The sequence below is a fragment of the Erythrobacter sp. GH1-10 genome (assembly GCF_045363165.1).
Classification (GTDB): domain Bacteria; phylum Pseudomonadota; class Alphaproteobacteria; order Sphingomonadales; family Sphingomonadaceae; genus Erythrobacter.
Genome location: NZ_JBJFLP010000001.1, coordinates 2,575,807 through 2,596,207 on the forward strand (window position 1 = coordinate 2,575,807; position 20,401 = coordinate 2,596,207).

Below are 20,401 nucleotides of genomic sequence, written 5' to 3' on the forward strand. Positions count from 1 at the left end.
GTGAAAGCACCCCGGCATCAGCGAGCGGCCAACGTGCTGCTGGGCCGGATTGCCCTTGGCCTGCTGGTTTTCACCGTGCTCGCTTTCGGCGCCAAGTCGCTGATTCACACGGAAGTGCAGGCGCGCTTCACGCCAATCGTGGTCGTTCATGCCGCCGCCATGATCGCATGGCTCGGCCTGCTCGTGAGCCAGGCCTATCTTGCCGCCGCTAACAGATTCGTCGTTCATCGCGCTTTGGGACGAGCCTCGATTCTGCTCGTTCTGGTGATGCTGACCACCGGGGTCCTCATCTCGATTAACATCGGCGAGGAATTGGGGCGTATCGAGGTTACGATCGTCAATGTCGCCGCCTTCGTCACGTTCGTGCCGCTGTATATTCTTGCGGTGCACTATGCGAGGGGCAAGCGTATCCATGAGCACCGACAGGCGATGCTGATTGCTACGCTTGCGCTGATGACGCCCGCTTATGCGCGGGTGGTGCAAGTGCTGGGACTGCCGGACCCGATCGCTATCGGCATCCAGCCGCCGATCACAATTGCTATCGCGCTAGCTTATGACTGGCTGGTGTTGGCGCGACTGACGCGACCGGTGCTGTCGATGCTGGCCTTCTCGGTCACCGTAGTGATCGTAATGGCCGCTGGCTTGCTGCTGCTTGTCGGCCTGCCTCAATAAGGCGGCTTGTCCCGCCCCGTCGGGCTGGCTGTAAAAATCTCGTTCCCGTCCTCGGTGATCGCGATCGAGTGTTCGAACTGCGCCGACAGCGATTTGTCCCGCGTCACTGCGGTCCAGCCGTCGCCCAGCACCTTCGCCCACGGCTTGCCGAGGTTGATCATCGGTTCGATGGTGAAGAACATGCCGGGCTTCAGCTCCGGTCCGGTCCCCGCCCTCGCAGCGTGGACCACTTCGGGCGCATCGTGGAACAGGCGGCCAAGGCCGTGCCCGCAGAACTCGCGCACCACGCCATAGCGAAATTGCTTGGCGTGCTCTTCGATCGCGGCACCGATATCGCCCAGCCGAGCGCCTGGCTTCGCCGCCTCGATCCCGAGCATCAGGCATTCGTAAGTGACGTCGACCAGCCGCTTCGCCTTCAGCGGGGGCTCGCCCGCGAAGAACATCCGGCTCGTGTCGCCATGCCAACCATCGAGCAATGGGGTGACGTCGACATTGAGGATGTCGCCTTCCTTCAGCACCTTTTCCGACGGAATTCCGTGGCAGATCACGTGGTTGATCGAGATGCAGCTCGAGTGCGTGTAGCCGCGATAGCCCAGTGTCGCAGGCACCGCTCCGGCATCGAGCATCATCTCGCGGATCGCGGTATCGATGCTCTCGGTGGTGACGCCGGGCTGCACGAGGTCGGCCACTTCGTCGAGGATGGTCGCGGCAAGCCGTCCGGCCTTCCGCATTCCCTCGTACCCCTCTGGGGTGTGGAGCTTGATCGTGCCGTCGCGATAGACGGTCTCGGTGCCTTCGATGAGCTGGTATTCGGTCATGCGGCGCTATTTAGCGATTACCGCATCGAAATGCTACTTGATCGCGAATGCCGCGCGATACCCCGGCTCGACCGCATCCAACACCGCTTGCGTGACCGGCAGGGTGAACTGGAAATCCCCCTCGGCGTAGGCGCCTGCGACATACGGACCGTAATAGACCTCGATGCTGTCGAAAACCTGCCCGTCGGACGATCCGAGGAAGATCCCCGTCTCTTCCATGCTCACGCACTGGTTGGGCCATTCGCTCGCTCCGTCGGGGACCGGTTCGCCGCGCCGCTCTGCCCGCTCCTCGTTAAGCGCGTCGCAGGCCGCCGCGCCGATCGCATCATCGAGCGCCTGCGACGTGGTGAAGAATTCGAGCGGATTCATGGAGCGTTCGGCCTCGCGGTCCCACACCAGCGCGCCGCGGCCATACATGCCGTGCGCGCCGCCCGAATAGGTGTACATCCCGTTAGAAAGGCTCAGGAAGCGCGGCGTATCGGCGACCACCTTCCATTCAAGCTCGAACTCGCTGTTACGACAAGCGATCGCATCTTCGGGACAGCTCTCGATCGCATCGGCCCAGTAGTCCTTCTGCTCGGCGAGCGCATTCTTGCGTCTTTCGTCGAGTTCGGCCGCAAGCTTCGGTATGTCTGCGACTGTCTTCGGCCAGGCGTATAGGAAATTGCGCTCTCCGCCCTCGACCGTTTCGCTGTCCTTGAATTCGTAGCGACCGGATTCGGCCTCCGCCCCGCTCTCCTGCGCCGACGCGACGGCGACGCCGGTCTTTTCGGCGATCTGATCGGGCGCGGAACAGGCCGCAATGTTCAATGCCGCCGCTGCAAACGTCGATACTTTCATCATGGCCTACGCCCTCCCCAATGCCAATTCGCGCGTGACAACTGATAGATCGGTCTTAATTACCCCAGCATGACCGATATCAAAGATCTGATCCAGCCCGATCGCGGGCAAGACGCAATTGCCATCCACCTCGTCAACAAGGCGGGGTTCGACGATTTCGCCAAGACGCTCTCCGCCGGGCAGCGCGCGCAGCTGGCCGCGCAGAAATTCGATGGCAGTGGATATCAGGTCGGGATCGTGCCCGATGGCGACAGCTTTTTCGCAGTTGGCGGGGTGGCTGATCCGGAGGAGCTTTCGAGCTGGTGCCTTGCGAAACTGGCCGAGGATTTGCCCGAAGGCACCTACCGGGTCGAGGGCCGCCAGCCCGGCCCCGCGATGTTCGGCTGGCTCACTGGGCAATATAAGTTCACTCGCTACAAGGACGAGGACAAACCGGTCGGCCCGCGTGTGCTGCTGACCGATCAGGTCGGGCGGCTGCCCGGCTTCGTCGCTGAGGCCGAGGCCGAGATGTGGGTGCGCGATCTCGTCAACACGCCTGCCGAAGACATGGGCCCCGCCGCGCTCGAGGACGAGGTCGAGAAACTCGCCAAGGCGCATAACGCCAAGCTCGAAGTGACCAAGGGCGACGCGCTCGAGCAGGGTTACCCGATGGTCCACGCCGTGGGCCGCGCAGCGGATCGCAAGCACGCGCCGCGTCTCATGCACCTCACCTGGGGCAAGGAAGACGACCCGGTGCTCGCGCTGGTCGGCAAGGGGGTTTGTTTCGACAGCGGCGGGCTCGACATCAAGCCCGCGAGCGGCATGCGGCTGATGAAGAAGGACATGGGCGGCGCGGCGCATGCGATCGCGCTGGCGGGCCTGATCATGGGCGCAGGCCTGAAGGTGCGGCTGCACCTGCTTATTCCCGCGGTTGAGAACGCGATTTCGGGCCCGTCTTTCCGCCCGGGCGATATCCTCTCGACCCGCAAAGGGCTGACGGTCGAGATCCACAACACCGATGCCGAAGGCCGCCTGATCCTCGGCGATGCGCTCACCCGAGCGAGCGAAGAGGAGCCCGAACTCATCGTCGATTTCGCCACGCTGACAGGGGCCGCGCGGGTCGCGCTCGGCCCCGACTACGCGGCGATGATGACCCGCAAGGACGAGACCGCGCAGGCCATGATCGACGCCGGCAGGGAAAACGACGACGAGCCATGGCGGCTGCCCCTTCCGGACAGCTATCGCGAGTATCTCAGCTCCGACATCGCCGACATCTCGAACGCGCACACCAACCCCTATGCCGGAGCAAGCGTCGCCGGACTGTTCCTCGACAGGTTCGTCGGCGAAGGGATCGACTGGGTTCACTTCGACACCTTCGCCTGGCGCCCGTTCGCCAAGCCGGGGCGTCCCAAGGGCGGCGGTGCCTATGGCCTTCGGGCGAGCTGGCACATGCTCAAGGCGCGCTTCGGAAGCCCCTGACCGCTTGCCGCGTTGGGGACGTTCACCTGCCGACTGCTTGCCCACCGAGCATCGGGCGGCTAAGCGCGCGATCAGGGGCTAAGGATACAGTCTGAATGAGCGGCACTGACGTGCAAGCAAGCGAATACACAGTGCCGGAGGGCGTGCTGGGTCTGAAAGGCCCGGTCGAGAAGCCTGCGCCCGGAACGCTGCCGCTGCGCGGCGACCTTGCCCATATCGCGCTCGCGGGCACGCATCTCGCAGCGCATTACGTGATCCCGCATATCCGCACCGTCGGCGCGCAAGGCGTCGAGGTAATGGAGAACACCCGCGACGATTCCCCGGTGATCACCCGGTTCGAACCCGGCACCCGGATCGAGGTGCTGGATGTCGCGGGCGACTGGATCTGGGGCTGCCTCGGCCCGGACGGCCCGAGCGGCTACATGAAAGCGAGTTGCCTCGCCGACTGATCCGGCTACAAGCGCGGGCATCATGACGACGCGCATTTTCATCGACGGAGCCGCCGGGACGACCGGCCTCGAAATCCGCGACCGGCTGCAGGGCCGCGAGGAGTTCGAGCTGCTCGTGCTCGACGATGCGCAGCGCAAGGACGAGACCGCCCGCAGGGAAGCTCTGCACGAAGCCGACATCGCCATCCTGTGCTTGCCCGACGATGCGGCGCGCGAGGCGGTGAAGTTGGCGGAGGGATCCAACACTCGGATCATCGACGCGTCGAGTGCACATCGTGTGGCGGATGGCTGGACCTACGGTTTTCCGGAGTTGATCGGGCACGAGAAGATTGCCGAGGCTCGGTTCGTCTCCAATCCCGGGTGCTATCCAACCGGGTTTCTCGCGCTGGTCGCGCCTCTAGTAAGGGCGGGCCTGCTGCCTGCCGACTGGCCCTACACCGTTAATGCCGTCAGCGGTTTCTCAGGTGGCGGAAACGCTCTGATCGAGCGGTTCAATTCCCATCCCGACATCGCATTTCGGACTTACGGCCTTGACCTGGATCACAAGCACCTTCCTGAGATGAAGCGGCATGCTGGTCTAGAACATCCGGTCTTGTTCGCACCGTCGGTGGTCCCCGCCCATCGCGGCATGATCGTCGAGGTTCCCCTGCATCTGGGCGCGATGGCGGCCCGGCCACACTCGGACAGTCTGCGCCAGGCACTCGGCCAATTCTACGCTGAAGCGCCGGTGGTCAAGGTCGTCCAAGACGAGGCTGTGAGCGAGCTGTTGCTCCATAACGATGCTCAACCGCACGACGGTTTGGAGCTGCGCGTGTTCGGCAACGAAGGCGGTTGGAACGCCCGCCTCATCGCCCGGCTCGACAACCTCGGCAAGGGCGCCAGCGGGGCCGCGATCCAGAACCTCAACATCATGTGCGGACTGCCCGAGACGACCGGGCTGCGGCTCTGAAATCGGCAGTCTGCCTAAAAAACAGGCAGCAAAAGCCGCCGCTTTGTGCAGGTTCGCGCGGCGCAATCGATTGTTGCCAATTTCTGCGGCAGTGCAGCAAGACCCTTGCGCCTGCGTGCAGATCGACTAACCCCGTGTTGCGTGCCGCTTGGCACGATTCTTGGTTACAAGAAGGTCAAGAAACACATCAGGGGTGGGGAAACCACACGTGAAGAAGATCGAAGCGATCATCAAACCCTTCAAGCTCGACGAGGTGAAGGAGGCGCTGCACGAAATCGGCGTATCCGGCATCACTGTCACCGAAGCCCGCGGCTTCGGACGGCAGAAGGGCCACACGGAACTGTATCGCGGCGCCGAATATGTCGTCGACTTCCTCCCCAAGGTTAAGCTCGAAGTGGTCGTTTCCGATGACCAGGCCGATCGCGTGGTCGAGGCGGTAGCCGCTGCCGCACAGACCGGTCGGATCGGCGACGGGAAGATCTTCGTTTCGCCGATCGAAAGCGCGCTGCGTATCCGAACCGGCGAAACCAACGACGACGCTATCTGAACCTGCTTGAATCAACCCGCCGATCGCGGCGGGCACCTCTCGAACTACCAGCTGGAGATTACAACCATGTCCAAGACCAAAGACATCCTCAAGAAGATCAAGGACGAGGAAATCGAATGGGTCGACCTGCGCTTCACCGATCCGAAGGGCAAGTGGCAGCACCTTAGCATGGCGGCGAGCGCCATGGACGAAGACGCGCTCGAGGACGGCCTGATGTTCGACGGCTCTTCGATCGAAGGCTGGAAGGCGATCAACGAATCCGACATGATCCTGCGTCCCGACCTCGACGCCGCCTATGTCGATCCGTTCAGCGCCACGCCGATGCTGTCGCTGTTCTGCGACATCGTCGAGCCCTCCGACGGTCAGGATTACAGCCGCGACCCGCGCACCACCGCAAAGCGCGCCGAGGCCTATCTCGCTTCGACCGGCATCGGCGACACCGTCTATGTCGGCCCCGAGCCAGAATTCTTCATGTTCGACGATGTCCGCTTCGAAGACGGCTATGCCGGTTCGGGTTACGCCATCGACGATATCGAGCTGCCGACCAACACCGGCAAGGAATACGAGATGGGCAACATGGGCCACCGCCCGCGCGCCAAGGGCGGGTACTTCCCCGTCGCGCCGGTCGACAGCTGCATGGATATCCGCGCAGAAATGGTTTCGACCATGATGGAAATGGGCCTCAACATGGACAAGCACCACCACGAGGTGGCCGCGGCCCAGCACGAACTCGGCATCACTTTCTCGACGCTGACGAAGACCGCCGACCAGGTGCAGGTGTACAAGTATGTCGTGCAGCAGGTCGCCCATGCCTATGGCAAGACCGCGACCTTCATGCCGAAGCCGATCAAGGAAGATAACGGTTCGGGCATGCACACCCACATGTCGATCTGGAAGGACGGCAAGCCGACTTTCGCGGGCAACGAATATGCCGGCCTGTCGGAAACCTGCCTCTACTACATCGGCGGCGTCATCAAGCATGCCAAGGCGATCAACGCCTTCACCAACCCGACCACCAACTCGTACAAGCGTCTGGTGCCGGGCTTTGAGGCTCCCGTGCTGCTTGCCTATTCGGCGCGCAACCGTTCGGCATCGTGCCGCATCCCGTACGGCGCGGGTGAGAAGGCGAAGCGCGTCGAATTCCGCTTCCCCGATCCGCTCGCCAATCCGTATCTCGCCTTCTCGGCGCTGCTGATGGCGGGGATCGACGGGATCGAGAACAAGATCCACCCAGGCGACGCGATGGACAAGAACCTCTACGACCTGCCCCCGGCAGAGCTCGCCAATGTTCCGACCGTCTGCGGTTCGCTCCGCGAGGCGCTCGAAGCGCTCGAAGCCGACCACGAGTTCCTGCTCAAGGGCGACGTGTTCAGCAAGGACCAGATCGAGGCCTATGCCGAGCTCAAGTGGGAAGACCAGCTGCGCATGGAAACCACTCCGTGCCCGGTCGAGTTCGACATGTACTACAGTTCCTGATCGGGAGAGCGGGGGCCACCCGGCCCTCGCGTCCTCGCTCACGCGATCACAGATCGCGTCGCTGCGGGGGCCCGGACGGGCTTGCGAAACCTTCGGTTTCGATCAGCAAGACAACAGAAAGGGCCGCTCGGGAAACCGGGCGGCCTTTTTTGTTACCCGGCCCGCGCGTAAGCCTCGGCCATCCAGTCGCGCAGTTCGTCGTCGATCTCCTCGACGCTTTCGAGGCGGACGCGGTGTGAGCACATGGCGTTGTAGATTTCGAGCCGCCCGCCCGGCTCGTCGCCTTTAAGAGCCAATCCCAAATCCACGCGCGTCTTGGTGGCAGGGGTGATCAGCGCAAACTGCTTTTTTCTGCGCAGGCTTACGCTGGTCTTCTTGGGTGCGATCTCGACATCGCTGCCGAGGCACTTGGCGTAATCGACAAGCGAGTCGTGGATCGGCTTCAAGGCAGCCTTGGCTCCAGAATATTGCTCGGCCACCGGATCGTCCGGGCCGCGGGATTCAAGCGCTTTGGCCGCGATCAGGTTCGCAAACCCGTGGGTCACGCCGTGCTCGCCTTTGAGGAACTTCACGATCTGTCCGTGCTTCTCCAATCCCTCCGCGGCCACCAGCTTCAGCCATTCGTCGAGTGGCTTGCCGGTCTTGTCCGGCAGGTTTGCCAGCATTGTCGCGAGTTGTTCTTCCGGTGTCGCCATTCGTACTCCTCCCTCTCCTACATCAATTCATCGCGCTCGATCTTCTCGCTTCCGGCGGGCAGCGAGAACAGCATTCCGTCCTCTCCCATCACCAACTCGCCGTCGAACCGGTTTTCGGCATCGCCCAGAAAGGCCGGGTAAAGCGCGGTGCTGGGCAGCGGCGGCACGAGGTGGCTCAACACCAGCATCTTCGCGCCCGCCACCTTCGCGCTATCGGCGGCATCTTCGGGCGAGGCATGGTAATCGACGATATCCGCCATGATCTTCGCCGCATTCGCATTTCCGATCGAGGCGAATGCCCGCTCGACCTCGCCAACCAATGCGGGCTGCAACGCCTCGTGGACCAGCAGATCGACACCCTCGCAAGCCGTTTCGAGATTAGTCGATCGCACCGTATCCCCGCTGATACAGAGCGAGCGCCCCTTATAGTCGAACCGGTATCCAAGCGCCGGTTCGACCGGCGAGTGATCGACGGTGAATGCGGTGATCTTCACCCCGTCCTTTTCGACTACGACCATAGTCGGGGCCTCCATGACGAAAGGCCGGGCGATGCTGCCGCCACCGGTCGAAGGGACGACCTCTTCTCCATGATGCGCGATGCGGTATGTATAGTCGATCTCGTAGGCCCTGTTGAATCCCTCGACCACGGTCTCCACCCCGGTCGGGCCGTAGACCGACAGTGGTGCCTTGCTCGCCCCGCGGGTCCAGTGGAACAGCTGCAACGGTCCAAGACCGTCGATATGGTCGGAATGGAAATGCGTAAGAAACACCGCGTCGATATCCGCCGCGTTGAAGCCCATCTGCGCGATATTGCGGTTGCCGCCCTCGCCGATGTCGACGACGAACATCTGCCCGCCCGCGATCACGATGTTGCACGGACCGGCACGCTCGGGGTTGGGCATGGGCGACCCCGTGCCGCATAGGCCGATATGCAACCCGTCGGGCAGTCCGTCGGTCAAATTACGCGTTGCATTGGTCGCGACGGCGCGTTCGAATACCGCGCGCCCGATCTCCACCTGGAACAGAAGAAATGCGGCTGTGATCAGGACGAGGACGGCTGCAAAACCGATGCCCAACTTCTTGATCATCTTCGTGTCCCCCAGCGCCCCGCAGAACAGTGTAGCTTCAGGTGTAATTCCAATCCAGAATGTTCACCGCTTCGAGCGAGCCGGCTAAATCGGGATGCTCGCTGGCAATCGCTCTCTCCGCTTTCTTGAGGTCGCTGCGCAGATAAGGCTTTAATGCGTGAGTGGCACCGTCCGTCTCGTAGCCATGGAGTGCAGCAAACAGCGCCGTCGCGGTCACAAGTGCCTGCTCCGAAAGGTAACCATTTGCAGAGGACCGCCACCCCGCCCATTCGCCATCGGTCCATTGCTCGAAGGTTCGTGACGAATTGGCCAGAAAGACCCCGAATCCAATGTATGCCGCCGCACAATCGGTCGCGTGCTCCAACAAATCCGGTCCGCCTGGCGGATCGCCCGCCTGCAGAAGTAGGTAATGGCAAAGTTCATGCGCGAAAGTCGCAGTAAGCGCATCGGGATCGCGGAGCATTTGCGAGGAATAGCGAATGACAGCCTCGCCATTCTCGATAGAGAATGTGCCGCAAGCCGATCCTCCTTCGGTTCTGACTTGAGGATCTGCCAATGGATCGTCGACTTCGACTTTTTCAAGACGACACGGCCAATCCTCCATGCCGGCAAGGCCGCGCACTGCCTCGAACAGATCGGGACCGGTTCGGGCGGCCAAAAGAGACGGATTGCCCGGCAGCACGAATTCCGGCTTGATATGAGCATCGCCCAAAATTCTCCGCAACCAGGCAAAACAAGCGAGCAACCATTCGAACTCTTCTCGATCGATTGGCGGTTTCGGTTTGAAAAATCGCATCTTGGAGTGGTGAAACCCGGTCGAGTTGTGGTCAAGGCGTTTTCCTACTCACCACAATTGTGTCTAATTGGCGGGTCTCCTTTCCCGCTTTCCCGGAGACTCCACGATGCCAGAACAACGCAAACCGATCTTCGATACTGTTCGCGCCATCCTCAAGCGCAGTTTTCGCCCGTCCGAAGTTGCCGCGATCGATAAGGCGATCGATACCTCCTTGGGTGATGGTTCGGGATGTACTTCATCAAAAAGACCCGCCGCAGTCGGTGTTGAAGGAACAGCGCTGATCAAGCGTTTCGAGGGCTGCGCCCGGTTGCGGCGCGACGGGCTGGTCGAGGCCTATCCCGACCCGGGCACCGGGGGCGAGCCGTGGACGATCGGCTGGGGCGCGACCGGCGATGGACTGCATGGGCGGATCGGGCCGGAAACGGTGTGGACGCAGGCGCAGTGCGACCAACGGCTGGAACAGGACCTGAAACGCTATGCCGCCGATGTCGCGCGCGCGCTCGGCGACGCGCCGACGTCGCAAGCGCAGTTCGACGCGATGGTAAGCTTCCACTACAATACGGGTGCAATCGCCCGCGCGACGCTTACCCGGAAACACCGCGCGGGCGATTTCGAAGGCGCCGCCGCCGAGTTTGCCCGCTGGAACAAGGCGGGTGGCCGGGTGCTCAAGGGGCTGGTCCGCAGGCGCGCAGAGGAAGCCAGTCTCTATTCGGCTCAGTAATCCTTGCTGACCTCGACCAGCACACTGTCGCGACCGATAGTCGAAACCGTACCGAGCAAAGCAAGCCACTGAGTGACGCGGTACTCGACAGACGTTGCGCTGTAGCCGCGCCCATCGGTGACGATTTCGACATACACCCGGCGACCGATATTCTTGCCCAGGGCGACCCCCGTGCCGCGGCCGATCGCAGGGTCCGCGCTGACGATGCGGAGCTGGTCGAGCCCGATCGAGCGCCTCAGGTCGCCGATCGGATCGAGCCCGCCTTGCCCGCCGCGCAAGGCCGTGACCGCTGCGGCAAGCTGGAGTGCATCGGTCTCGGACAACGAAGTGACCGACCCGCCGAACAGCAGCCGCGCAAGGATCTCCTCGTCGGGCAGCGCGGGCACCGAGGTGAAAGCGATCTGCGGCGTTTGCGCGTTGCCGGTTATCGTCACGGAGACGTCGGTGCCGTTGGCCTCGGTCTCTGCTATAATGTCAAGCCGCGGATCGATCGGAACACTGGCGTCGAAGGCGATGCGTCCGCGGGTCAATTCGAACCGGGCTCCGGCGAAGGTGTAACTGCCGCGCACCAATCGCGCCTCTCCTCCGATGCGCGGATCGTTGACCGTGCCGCGCAAGGCGATGTCGATCCCCCATTCGCTGTCGAGACCCATGCCATCGACCGCGACCCGGCTCGGGGCCGAGGCGTTGATCAGGTAACGCCACGATCCGTCAGCGACCCGCTGGGTCGGGCCGGTGCTGTCGGGACGATTGACCTCGCGCGTGGCGATTTGCGGCAGCGAAAGGTCCTCTGCCGCGACGCCGAGTTTCCAGCTTGCGCGATCAACCGAGACACGGCCGGCGATCGTGCCGCCCACCCCGTCGGAGACGATCCGCAGCGGGCCGGTGATCGTTGCATCTAGCCCGTTGGCGGCGAGCAGGTTGGCGTTGTTGGCGGCGGCGCGCAGGTCGATCTGCGGCCCCCGCGTGCTGCTCATCGCGGCGAAGTCCACCGTGCCGCTGCCGCTCACGGTTCCGCCGCCGCGGGTGGTCCCGGCAAAGCGGGTGAGCTCGAGCCGCGATCCGACGAAGCGCCCGCGAGCGGTGACATCATCGATGTCTGTTCCCGAAACCGCGCTCTGCAACCGCAGGTCGTCGCTGGCGAGATTGCCGGTGATGCGCGGGTTGTTGGGCGTGCCGGTGGCCTTGGCGTTGAGCGAGACCGGGCCGGTGAGGTCGAAGGTTTCGATCGCGGCGAGACGCCACAGCGAACTCGCCGCACCGTCATAGGCGAAGCTCGCATCGAGCCGCCCATTCATGATCCTGGCCGCCAAATCGCTACCGCCACCGAGCCGGGCGACTTTTGCATCGAGCCGACCGAGCGGCTCGCTGTCCTCACGCAGCCGCGCCCCGATCGTAAGCTGCGAGGGCGTCAGCTCGGCGACCGCCAGCACGTCTATCGGCTTGGAAGACAGGACAAGACCCGAACGGGTAAAGTCGTCGATCCGCACCCTCGCGCTGGCGCTCGGCGGCGCCGAGCCGCTCTGCCGCCAGTCGAGAATCCCCGAGAGCCGGCCGCCCAGGCCCAGCTCGCTCCCCGCAAGATCAGCCAGCCGCAGCGGCATGCGGGAAAGCTGTGCTTTCAGCGCCGTCTCTTCGTCACCGAGCGTACCTTCGACGATGGCAAACCCGCGCCCGTATCCGATCTGGGTCGGGGCGAGGTTCCAACCGCCTTGCTCGCGCGCGGTAAGCACCGCGCGGCGCGGCATGGTGATGCGCCGTCCGCCATATTCTCCGCGGGCGAGCACGGCGATGCGCTCGGGTGCAATGTTTCCGTCGAACTTGAGCGCGAACCGATCGCTGCGCCGACCGGCAATCGAACCGGTGACATCCCCGCGTCCGTCGACGATTTCCGCCTTGGCGGCGAACTGCGCGACGCTGAGCTCGCCATATTCAAGCCCCGAACCCGAGACATCGGCATTGATGCGGCTGCTTCCTTCGCGGAAAGTGCCACTTGCATCGATATCGGCGACTGCCAATCCGATCACGGTTTCGCCGCCGAACCTGGCCTGTCGTGCACGAAGATCGAGATCGAATGCCTGCGCTCCATCAGCAGCCGGAGCGAGCGAGGCGGTTCCGTTGAGTCCCCCTCCCTGAAGCGCGAGGTCTCCCGATATTCCGCTGTCGCGCAGCACCAACGCTCCGTTGATATTGGTGCGAAAAACCCTCAGCCGGTTGATCGCGAGGCGGGTCGGCGCATCCGCGGGGAGGACAAGGTCGAGTTCCCCTTCGAACGGGCCGAGCAACGAGCCGCCTTCGGTGTCGATCGCGAACCCGTCATCGTTCGGGGCGATCGCCAGGCGGACATTGCTGAGACCGGCAGCGGGCAGCGGATCGGCAAGCACCAGCGTGGCGCGCGGGCCGTCTGCCGCGATCTCGGCATCGACGGTGAAGGGGCCGTATTGACTGTGTCGCCCGCTTCCTGCCAGCGTCGTCCGTTCGCCGACCAACTCGCTGTCGAACTGCGCGCTCAGCCGCTCGCTTTCCAGCGTCGCGTCGCGCAGCACGACCGGTTCGTTTGCGGCGACGCCGAAGGCTCCTGCAAAGGTCAATTCCTCGCCCGCAATATTGGCAACGGTTGCATTGCTCACATTGCCGAGCCGTCCGGCGAGATTGGCGCGCACGCTCCAGGGGATGTCGCTCCCGAACTTGGCGAGCAGCTTGGCATTGGCATCGACCGTGCCGATGTCTTCAAGCGCGAGGCCGCGTGCAGCAACCGGCCCGGCGAGTGCATAGACTCCCTGCGCCGTATTTCCGCGCAGCGTAAGCTTCGCCGACAGGTCGGGAAAGGTCAGCCGCGCGTTGTCGGCGTCGAGTCGCGTCCCGCCATAGGTAAGCCTGCCGACCAGCGAGCCGCCTACGAGGCGAGGATCGATCAACTCGGATCCCGTAACGACACGCTCCACATCTACATCGAGCGGGACGGTAAATGTCGCGCCGTCGAAGCTTGCCGTTCCGGCTTGCGCGAGCCCTTCGAAAACGGTGGTGCCTGCCGCAAGCTCGGTAACGGTGAGGCGATGCTCGATCGCGAGATCGCGAAACCGGCCGTCGAGGGTTGCGCTCGCGGTTGCGCCGCGAAGCAAAACGCTTTCGCCCAGCAAAGCAGGATCGCGCAGCGCAGCGTCTGCAGAGAAATCGTCGAACCGGTTGCCGGCAAGATCGACCGCGCCAACTCCCCGCAGATCGAGTGCGGAAGTCACTGCAGCAAGGTTGCCATCGAAAACGCTGTCCTCGAGGGTTCCGCTGAGCGCGAGCGAGACCGCATCGCCAAGCGCGCGGTCGAGAATGCTGCCATCGCTCAGGGTCGGCCTGATTTGCCCGAGCAGGCTGTATGTGCCAGAATCGTTGGTGAGGGTGAATGCCGCGACCCGGCGGGGATCGTCGGCTCCGGGGTTTCGCGTGACGAGCGCGTGGCCAAGCCATTTGGTCCAGGTGCCCTCGCCCTCGACCCTTGCCTCGTATCCGGCGTCAAGTCCGGCAAGGCCCGCGATCGGTCCGTCCTCGGCTGCGCGGTAATCGAGCGCAAGATCGAAGCGGTCGCCATCGGGCTCGGCATCGAGCAGCAGCGTGATGCGATCTTCCGGACCGAACGCGCCTTGCGCATCGACCAGTGCCCGGCCCGACCGGATATCGATCTTGGCGCCGAGATTTACGAGTTGCGCATTTTCGCCAGCGATGCCGGGGGCGATGACGAGATCCTCGATCGCGAATTCGTCCACCCTGATGTCGAAGCCCGGGAGGAAAGGCGCATCCGGATCGCCCGGGAGCAATTCGGGCAGGCGCTCCAAGCGTCCTCTGCGTGCAATAAACTCGCGCACGTCGATCCCGCTCCACAACCAGGCGAGCGGGCGCCAATCGAGTTCGACTTCGGGAATGACAAGGAATTCACCCTTTGGGTCGCTCACCACCACATCGTGCAGCACCGCCGCACCGTAAATGTCTCCCTCGATGCGACCGACCTGAAACCGCAGGCCAGACGCGGGAGAAACCTGCGCGATCTGATCGGCGACCCAGCGCTTTCCGATCGGCGAACTCAGGAAGGCTGCGGCGGCCATGATCGGCAGCAGGATGATCGCGAGCAGCCAGCCAAACCGCTTCAACCACCGACGCTTGCGCTTGCGCGGCGGCGTGTTGTCTTCGTCGATAGGAATGTCCGGATCGTCCGCCATCAGAACGCCTGCCCAAGGCTGACATAGACCACCACCGGCGCATCAAACTGGGTCGGATTGAGCGGCGCAGCGACATCGACGCGGATAGGGCCGAATGTCGTCTTGTAGCGCACGCCGACGCCCGCACCGTACTGGATGAAACGGAAATCCGGAATCGATTCGATAGAGACCGAACCCGCATCGAAGAAGGGCACGATCTCGACCGCGCCGTCGAGCAGGCCGGTCTGGATTCGCGCTTCGACCGCGACCTCGACCAGCGACGCCCCGCCGGTCGCCTCGCCGAAATCGTTGCGCGGGCCGACCCCCTGGAACCCGTAGCCGCGCACCGATCCGCCTCCACCGGCATAGAGCCGCCGCGAAGGCGCAATGCGGAACACTTCGGCGCCCTGGATGGTGGCTGCCCGTATGCGTCCGGCGAGGACGGTGCTGCCGATCGACTGGTAGTAGCTCGCGTCGCCCTGCGCGCGCAGATAGAAGGTTTCCTCGCCGAGCGAACGCGAGACTTCGGGCGCGAGAAAGCCGGTCAGGCGGAAACCCTCCGACGGATCGAGCAAATCGTCGCTGGTATCGAGCGTCGCGCTGCCGAACAGACCGAAAATGGTGTAGGTCTGGCGCGGACGCGGGACGCCGCCGATGACCCGGTTGCGCTCGTCGCTGTAGAGCGCCTCGGCCCCGACCTGCCAGCTGAACGGTTTCTGGAACAGGAGGTTGGAGACCTTCTCGAACGAGCCGCGCACAGCGACGGTGCGGGCGTCGACCGCCTCGGTCACGATGTCACTGGCATAGGTATCGACGGTGAGTATCTGGTCGCGGCCGAGAAAGTTGTTCTTCTTGTAGGTGATACTCGCCAGCTGCTCGCGCGTGCCGAAAATGCCGCGCAGCCTCAGCGAACCTTCGGGCGGGAGGAGATTGCGATGTTCCCAGCTTGCCTCGACCTTGAAGCCGTCTTCGGTCCCATATCCGATCGCCCCAGCAATCGTCCGCAGCGGCGCGCGGTCGAATTCGATGTCGATTTCGACCTCACCCGGCTCCCCTTCCTCCGGCGGAACAATCTCGCGGGGGCTGACAGAAACGCTCGTCACCAGGCCGGTGGCAAGGATCGCCCGCCGCAAATCTGCCTGCAAGCTAGCCTGGTAGACTTCGCCCTCCTCGAAGCGGGCGATGCGGGCGAGGTGCCGGTTCGACAGGAAACGCGGGTCCTCGCTTGCAATGCCGCCGAAGACATACTTCCCGCCCGGTTCGACCGGAAGCGACAGGTCGCCCTCCTTGCGAGCGTGGTCGATCAGGAGTTCGGGCGCCTCGATCGTGGCGAACGGATAACCGGTCTCTCCGAGCGCAAGGCGCAGATCGGCTTCCTCGGCCACGATCAGGTCGGATTGCAGCGGGTCGCCTGTCTGAATCCCGAAGGCATCGCGAAGCGCATCGTAATCGGGCGCAGTGTCGAGGGCCCCGAGATCGATATCGGCAAAGGCATAGCGATCGCCCGGCAGGATATCGAACCGGACCTGCGGATCGGTATCGACCCGCTCGCCCTCGCCATTGTCTCCGCGCCGACCGCCCGAAAGCTGGCGCGCAACCTCGCCGTTGTAATAGCCGTAGGTGCGCAGCATGTCGGCAAGCAGCTGTTCGTCGGCCCGTGCCCGCGCCGCGAGTTGCGGCACCGTATCGGCGCGACTCTCGAGCGCCTCGATAGTGGAAAGTGCCCTGAAGCGGGTGACGAAATCGGTCCGCTCGGGGAAGCGATCATTGTCTGCCGGGAATGCCAGAATCAGCTCGTTGCTGACGCGGAATTCCTCGAGCTCGGGCAGTTCGATCAGATCCGGCGCATCGATCGCGACAAGCGCTTCGACTTCGGGATCGGTCTCCAGCCGCTCGATCTCCGGAATTTGGAAATCGTCGAAACTCGTTGCAACCGCCGGTCCAGCGGGCTCCTCGATCTGCGTTTCGACCGCTTCGGCCACGTCTTCGACATCAGCTTCCGCCTCTGGCTCCGGCTCCGCAGCCGAAGTCGCTGCGATGCCCTGCTGCGCCCATTCCTCGGTATTGCCGAGCGCGGCTTCGGGGATCAGCTCTTCGAGCGAACGCGGTGTCGGCGGCGGTACAGGTGGAGGTGCTGGTGCGGGAATTTGTTCGGCGGGAGCCTGTTCGACGACATCTTCCTCGACCTCGTCAGGCTCTTCCTGCTGCTCCTGCTGGCGAGCATACGCTTCGGCCGGGACAAGCGCCCCGACGGCGCATAGCCCAGCCATGAAGGCCAGATTCAATTGTAAGCGTGGCAAATATCAGCTCGCAGGAAATTTAACGGGTTGTCCGTCCTTACCCCTTGCCGCTCCCATGGTTCCACTGTTTTCGCCGCGCGGTGCCGTAGCTTCGGCGATCAGCTTGCTTTGTTCCTTGCGATCCATCCGCTGCCAGCCGTCGCGGGTAAGCCGTTCGAGCGGACGATACCGCACTTTGTACTGCATCCGCGGCGAACCTTCGACCCAATAGCCGAGATAGACATACGGCAGGCCATTCTGCGCGGCGCGCTGGATGTGATCGAGGATGATGTAATTGCCCAGCCCCGCCCGATCCGCGTGATCGGGATCGTAGAACGAATAGATCATCGACAACCCGTCACCCTGGCGGTCGGTGAGACAGGCACCGACAAGTGCCCCCGGTTCGCCGTTCTCGGTCGGTTCGCGATATTCGACCAGACTGCTCGTGACCGGCGTGTGCTCGACCATGTCGGCATAATCGAGTTCATCCATCTGCGACATACCGCCATCGGGGTGACGCACCGCAAGATACTTGCTGAGCAGTTCGAATTGCTCGTCGGTTGCCCAAGGACGGCACTCGGTGACCACGAGGTCGCGGTTGCGCTTGATGTCGCGCTTCTGCGTGCTCGACGGCTTGAACTCGCCCGTCACCACCCGCACCGATACACAAGCCTGGCAATCGAGGCAGCTCGGGCGATACGCGACCGTCTGGCTGCGCCGGAAGCCGATCCGCCCCAACGCCTCGTTCAGCTGGTCCGCATGCGGCCCCTTAAGCTCCGTAAACACCTTCCGCTCCTGCCGACCGGGAAGGTACGGACACGGCGCAGGGCTCGTTACAAAGAAGCGGGGAAAGCGGATCGGGGCCGTCACGGGTCTTGCTGGGTCCTCTTGGTTACGGGAATCGGCAGCGCGCCTGTTAAGACGGTGTTATGCCTTTTCGCCGCCCGCGGTAAAAGACCCTTAACCACAATTCACGGTGAATATAGGGTTACTTTGCACATCTCGAGCCGCCGGAAAGGTCCATATTGGAGCAATGCGGGACAGTCTCCGAACCGGTCCTGAACGAATTTGCGTGGGCGATTCGCCGGGCTAGCCGGTCAGTTGAGTTCGACCATCTGCACCTTGTAGTTCTTTGCCCGCAAAGCCGCGACCAGCCGCTCGACCTGCTCGGCATCGCGCGCCTCGCACTCGATATCGGTGATCAGGCCCTTCGCCGGAAGCGAGGTGAAGATGCGCTGGTGGTAGATCTCGATGATGTTTACGTTATGCTCGTTGAACAGGCTCATCACCTTGAACAACGCGCCGGGCCGATCCTGCAGGGTGATCCGCAGCCGCGCCAGACGACCCTGCCGCGCAAGATCCCGCAGCAGAACGTTGGCAAGCAATCGGGTGTCGATATTGCCGCCGCACAGCACGAGGCCGATGGTCTTCCCGGCGAACCGGTCGGGGTTTTCGAGCACGGCAGCAAGCCCTGCCGCGCCCGCGCCCTCGACCACGGTCTTCTCGATCTGGAGCAAAAGCGACACCGCCTTCTCGAGCGACGGTTCGTCGACCAAAAGGATGTCGTCGACCCGCTCGGCGATCACCCGCGCGGTGAATTCGCCAGGGTGCTTAACCGCGATCCCTTCGGCCAGCGTATCGCCGCCGCAGTCGTGACTCTCTCCCTTGATCCGGTCGAACATGCTCGGGAACAAGGCCGCCTGCACGCCGACAACTTCGACATCCGGATTGAGCGCCTTGGCGACCGTCGACATGCCGGAGATGAGCCCGCCACCGCCGATCGGCACGACCAGGCAATCGAGATCGGGCTTAACCTCGAGCATCTCGAGCGCAACGGTGCCCTGCCCCGAAGCGATCAGGGGATCGTCGAAGGGATGCACGAAGGTGAGGCCACGCTCGGCTTCAAGTTCGCGGGCATGGGCGTTGGCGTCGTCGAAAGTCTCGCCGTGCAGCACCACATTGCCGCCCACGCTTTCGGTTTGCATCACTTTCACGGTCGGCGTGGTCTTAGGCATCACGATGGTGACCGGCACGCCGAGCCGGGTGCCATGGTAGGACAGACCCTGCGAATGGTTGCCTGCCGACGCCGCGATCACTCCGCGCCGTTTCTGCTCGTCGGTCAGGTGCAGCAGCGCATTGAGCGCACCGCGTTCCTTGTAAGCCGCAGTAAATTGGAGGTTCTCGAACTTGAGCCAGATTTCCGCGCCGGTGATTTCCGAAAGCGTAATCGAGTGCATCATCGGCGTCTTGACCACCGCGCCTTCGATGCGCGCGGCGGCGGCGCGAACGGTTTCGAGGGTCAGCTCATCGAGGCTGGCGGTTGCGGCGCTTGTCTGCGCGGCTGAGGCGGACTGTGCGGTCATGATGCTTGGCGGATTAAGGCTTCAGCGCCGCAAGGGCAAACCGATTTGGGTATCGATGCGCAAGAATTGCCTGGCGGGATGCTGGAGTACCTTTCGTGGGAACGCCCCGCTCGCCTTGGCATTCAATCGGAAATCTGATTAGGGCTGCCGCAATGACTTCTCCGCAATCAATCGCTTTCATCGGACTGGGTGTCATGGGCGGCCCGATGACCGGTCACCTCGCCCGGGCGGGGCATACAGTCGCTGCCTACAACCGTTCGAAGGAGCGCGCGGACAAGTGGCGCGAGACATGGAGCGAGGAAGGACTGGAAGTCGCCTTTGCCGAAACGCCCGCCGAGGCTGCGGCAAAGGCGGACATCGTCTTCATCTGCGTCGGGAACGACGAAGACCTTGGCGAAGTGGCGCTTAGCGACACAGGGGTTCTCGCAACGATGAAAAGCGGCGCGCTGCTGGTCGACCATACCACGGTGTCCGCCGACATGGCGCGGCGACTGGCATCCGAAGCGCAAGCGCGCGGGATCGCCGCAGTCGATGCGCCCGTCAGCGGCGGCGAAGCGGGCGCGGTCAACGGCCAACTCGCGGTAATGTGTGGCGGCACCGAGAAAGCGGTCGAGCGCGCACGCCCGGTCATGGATTGCTATGCCAAGGCGATCGTCCATGTCGGCCCGAGCGGCGCGGGCCAGACCGCCAAGATGGCCAACCAGATGTGCATCGCAGGCGTTCTCGGCGGACTGTCCGAAGCGATCCGGCTGGCAGCCGCCGCGGGGCTTGATCTGGAAAAGACCTACGAGGCTATTTCGGGCGGCGCAGCGCAGAGCTGGCAGATGGACAACCGCTGGAAGACCATGATGCAGGACGAATTCGATTTCGGCTTCGCAATCGACTGGATGCGCAAAGACCTGGGCTACGCGCTCGACGAAGCGAAGCGGCTCGGCCTGTCCTCGCCGGTGAGTGCGCTGGTCGATCAGTTCTATGCCGAAGTGCAGGCCGCAGGGGGCGGGAGGCGCGACACGAGCGCGCTCATCACCCGCCTGCCCAAAGGAAGACCCGAGTAAGGAAAACG

17 protein-coding genes are annotated in these 20,401 nt (G+C 63.4%); 8 read left to right on the forward strand and 9 right to left on the reverse strand.

Annotated elements, in window-relative coordinates; translation table 11 throughout:
• A complete protein-coding gene (locus ACI5KX_RS12770) occupies positions 1–672 on the forward strand; it encodes a hypothetical protein (protein ID WP_406811041.1) in 672 nt (223 codons plus the stop codon).
• On the opposite strand, the gene map is transcribed toward ACI5KX_RS12770, so the two are convergent.
• A complete protein-coding gene (map, locus tag ACI5KX_RS12775) occupies positions 666–1,490 on the reverse strand; it encodes a type I methionyl aminopeptidase (protein WP_406811042.1) in 825 nt (274 codons plus the stop codon). The two genes, ACI5KX_RS12770 and map, sit on opposite strands and share 7 nt — an antisense overlap.
• Positions 1,491–1,523: 33 nt before the next feature.
• The gene (locus ACI5KX_RS12780) at positions 1,524–2,333 is read right to left on the reverse strand and encodes a DUF3298 and DUF4163 domain-containing protein (protein WP_406811043.1); all 810 of its coding nucleotides are present in this window, start codon (positions 2,331–2,333) and stop codon (positions 1,524–1,526) included.
• Between the two features lie 66 nt (positions 2,334–2,399).
• Between ACI5KX_RS12780 and ACI5KX_RS12785 the strand changes: the two genes are divergently transcribed.
• The 5 genes from ACI5KX_RS12785 (at position 2,400) to glnA (ending at position 7,209) form a co-directional block, all read left to right on the forward strand.
• Positions 2,400–3,788 (forward strand): leucyl aminopeptidase family protein, encoded by a 1,389-nt coding sequence (locus ACI5KX_RS12785; protein ID WP_406811044.1) that lies wholly within the window; start codon positions 2,400–2,402, stop codon positions 3,786–3,788.
• Positions 3,789–3,883: 95 nt separating this feature from the next.
• Entirely contained in the window at positions 3,884–4,237 is a 354-nt protein-coding gene (locus ACI5KX_RS12790; protein ID WP_406811045.1) for a hypothetical protein, read from the forward strand.
• Positions 4,238–4,259: 22 nt separating this feature from the next.
• Complete coding sequence (gene argC / locus ACI5KX_RS12795; RefSeq protein WP_406811046.1) at positions 4,260–5,186, forward strand: N-acetyl-gamma-glutamyl-phosphate reductase; 927 nt, start codon at positions 4,260–4,262, stop codon at positions 5,184–5,186.
• A gap of 208 nt (positions 5,187–5,394) precedes the next feature.
• Entirely contained in the window at positions 5,395–5,733 is a 339-nt protein-coding gene (locus ACI5KX_RS12800; protein WP_406811047.1) for a P-II family nitrogen regulator, read from the forward strand.
• Between the two features lie 66 nt (positions 5,734–5,799).
• Positions 5,800–7,209 carry a type I glutamate--ammonia ligase gene (gene glnA / locus ACI5KX_RS12805; RefSeq protein WP_406811048.1) on the forward strand — a complete coding sequence of 470 codons (1,410 nt, stop codon included), beginning with the start codon at positions 5,800–5,802 and terminating at the stop codon, positions 7,207–7,209.
• 152 nt (positions 7,210–7,361) lie between these two features.
• Here glnA and ACI5KX_RS12810 read toward each other — a convergent pair whose 3' ends face one another.
• Genes ACI5KX_RS12810 through ACI5KX_RS12820 form a run of 3 tightly spaced genes read right to left on the reverse strand, consistent with a single transcriptional unit; the run spans position 7,362 to position 9,788 of the window.
• Complete coding sequence (locus ACI5KX_RS12810) at positions 7,362–7,904, reverse strand: DUF4287 domain-containing protein (protein WP_406811049.1); 543 nt, start codon at positions 7,902–7,904, stop codon at positions 7,362–7,364.
• 17 nt (positions 7,905–7,921) lie between these two features.
• Complete coding sequence (locus ACI5KX_RS12815; RefSeq protein ID WP_406811050.1) at positions 7,922–8,992, reverse strand: MBL fold metallo-hydrolase; 1,071 nt, start codon at positions 8,990–8,992, stop codon at positions 7,922–7,924.
• Between the two features lie 37 nt (positions 8,993–9,029).
• Positions 9,030–9,788: a hypothetical protein gene (locus ACI5KX_RS12820; RefSeq protein ID WP_406811051.1), complete on the reverse strand. Its 759-nt coding sequence runs from the start codon at positions 9,786–9,788 to the stop codon at positions 9,030–9,032.
• A 106-nt stretch (positions 9,789–9,894) separates the two neighbouring features.
• Here ACI5KX_RS12820 and ACI5KX_RS12825 point away from each other — a divergent pair, with 106 nt between their 5' ends.
• Positions 9,895–10,509, forward strand: coding sequence for a lysozyme (locus ACI5KX_RS12825; protein WP_406811052.1), 615 nt, complete (start codon positions 9,895–9,897; stop codon positions 10,507–10,509).
• On the opposite strand, the gene ACI5KX_RS12830 is transcribed toward ACI5KX_RS12825, so the two are convergent.
• The 4 genes from ACI5KX_RS12830 to ACI5KX_RS12845 form a co-directional block, all read right to left on the reverse strand.
• Positions 10,503–14,717 (reverse strand): translocation/assembly module TamB domain-containing protein, encoded by a 4,215-nt coding sequence (locus tag ACI5KX_RS12830; RefSeq protein WP_406811053.1) that lies wholly within the window; start codon positions 14,715–14,717, stop codon positions 10,503–10,505. The genes ACI5KX_RS12825 and ACI5KX_RS12830 overlap by 7 nt on opposite strands.
• Positions 14,717–16,966: an autotransporter assembly complex protein TamA gene (locus ACI5KX_RS12835; protein WP_406811054.1), complete on the reverse strand. Its 2,250-nt coding sequence runs from the start codon at positions 16,964–16,966 to the stop codon at positions 14,717–14,719. Before ACI5KX_RS12835 ends, ACI5KX_RS12830 begins: the two co-directional genes overlap by 1 nt.
• Before the next feature lie 33 nt (positions 16,967–16,999).
• Positions 17,000–17,845, reverse strand: a complete 846-nt coding sequence (locus ACI5KX_RS12840) for an arginyltransferase (protein WP_406811055.1) — start codon at positions 17,843–17,845, stop codon at positions 17,000–17,002.
• A gap of 227 nt (positions 17,846–18,072) precedes the next feature.
• Positions 18,073–19,338 carry a threonine ammonia-lyase gene (locus tag ACI5KX_RS12845; protein WP_406811056.1) on the reverse strand — a complete coding sequence of 422 codons (1,266 nt, stop codon included), beginning with the start codon at positions 19,336–19,338 and terminating at the stop codon, positions 18,073–18,075.
• 152 nt (positions 19,339–19,490) lie between these two features.
• Between ACI5KX_RS12845 and ACI5KX_RS12850 the strand changes: the two genes are divergently transcribed.
• The gene (locus tag ACI5KX_RS12850; RefSeq protein ID WP_406811057.1) at positions 19,491–20,393 is read left to right on the forward strand and encodes an NAD(P)-dependent oxidoreductase; all 903 of its coding nucleotides are present in this window, start codon (positions 19,491–19,493) and stop codon (positions 20,391–20,393) included.
• Positions 20,394–20,401: the final 8 nt, after the last annotated feature.

What these genes read in the sequence shown, in the direction of transcription:
- map (WP_406811042.1), bottom strand. Translation starts at nt 1,490, where the DNA reads ATGACCGAATACCAGCTCATCGAAGGCACCGAGACCGTCTATCGCGAC.
- ACI5KX_RS12780 (WP_406811043.1), bottom strand. Translation starts at nt 2,333, where the DNA reads ATGATGAAAGTATCGACGTTTGCAGCGGCGGCATTGAACATTGCGGCC.
- ACI5KX_RS12785 (WP_406811044.1), top strand. Translation starts at nt 2,400, where the DNA reads ATGACCGATATCAAAGATCTGATCCAGCCCGATCGCGGGCAAGACGCA.
- ACI5KX_RS12790 (WP_406811045.1), top strand. Translation starts at nt 3,884, where the DNA reads ATGAGCGGCACTGACGTGCAAGCAAGCGAATACACAGTGCCGGAGGGC.
- argC (WP_406811046.1), top strand. Translation starts at nt 4,260, where the DNA reads ATGACGACGCGCATTTTCATCGACGGAGCCGCCGGGACGACCGGCCTC.
- glnA (WP_406811048.1), top strand. Translation starts at nt 5,800, where the DNA reads ATGTCCAAGACCAAAGACATCCTCAAGAAGATCAAGGACGAGGAAATC.
- ACI5KX_RS12810 (WP_406811049.1), bottom strand. Translation starts at nt 7,904, where the DNA reads ATGGCGACACCGGAAGAACAACTCGCGACAATGCTGGCAAACCTGCCG.
- ACI5KX_RS12815 (WP_406811050.1), bottom strand. Translation starts at nt 8,992, where the DNA reads ATGATCAAGAAGTTGGGCATCGGTTTTGCAGCCGTCCTCGTCCTGATC.
- ACI5KX_RS12820 (WP_406811051.1), bottom strand. Translation starts at nt 9,788, where the DNA reads ATGCGATTTTTCAAACCGAAACCGCCAATCGATCGAGAAGAGTTCGAA.
- ACI5KX_RS12825 (WP_406811052.1), top strand. Translation starts at nt 9,895, where the DNA reads ATGCCAGAACAACGCAAACCGATCTTCGATACTGTTCGCGCCATCCTC.
- ACI5KX_RS12830 (WP_406811053.1), bottom strand. Translation starts at nt 14,717, where the DNA reads ATGGCGGACGATCCGGACATTCCTATCGACGAAGACAACACGCCGCCG.
- ACI5KX_RS12835 (WP_406811054.1), bottom strand. Translation starts at nt 16,966, where the DNA reads ATGGCTGGGCTATGCGCCGTCGGGGCGCTTGTCCCGGCCGAAGCGTAT.
- ACI5KX_RS12845 (WP_406811056.1), bottom strand. Translation starts at nt 19,338, where the DNA reads ATGACCGCACAGTCCGCCTCAGCCGCGCAGACAAGCGCCGCAACCGCC.
- ACI5KX_RS12850 (WP_406811057.1), top strand. Translation starts at nt 19,491, where the DNA reads ATGACTTCTCCGCAATCAATCGCTTTCATCGGACTGGGTGTCATGGGC.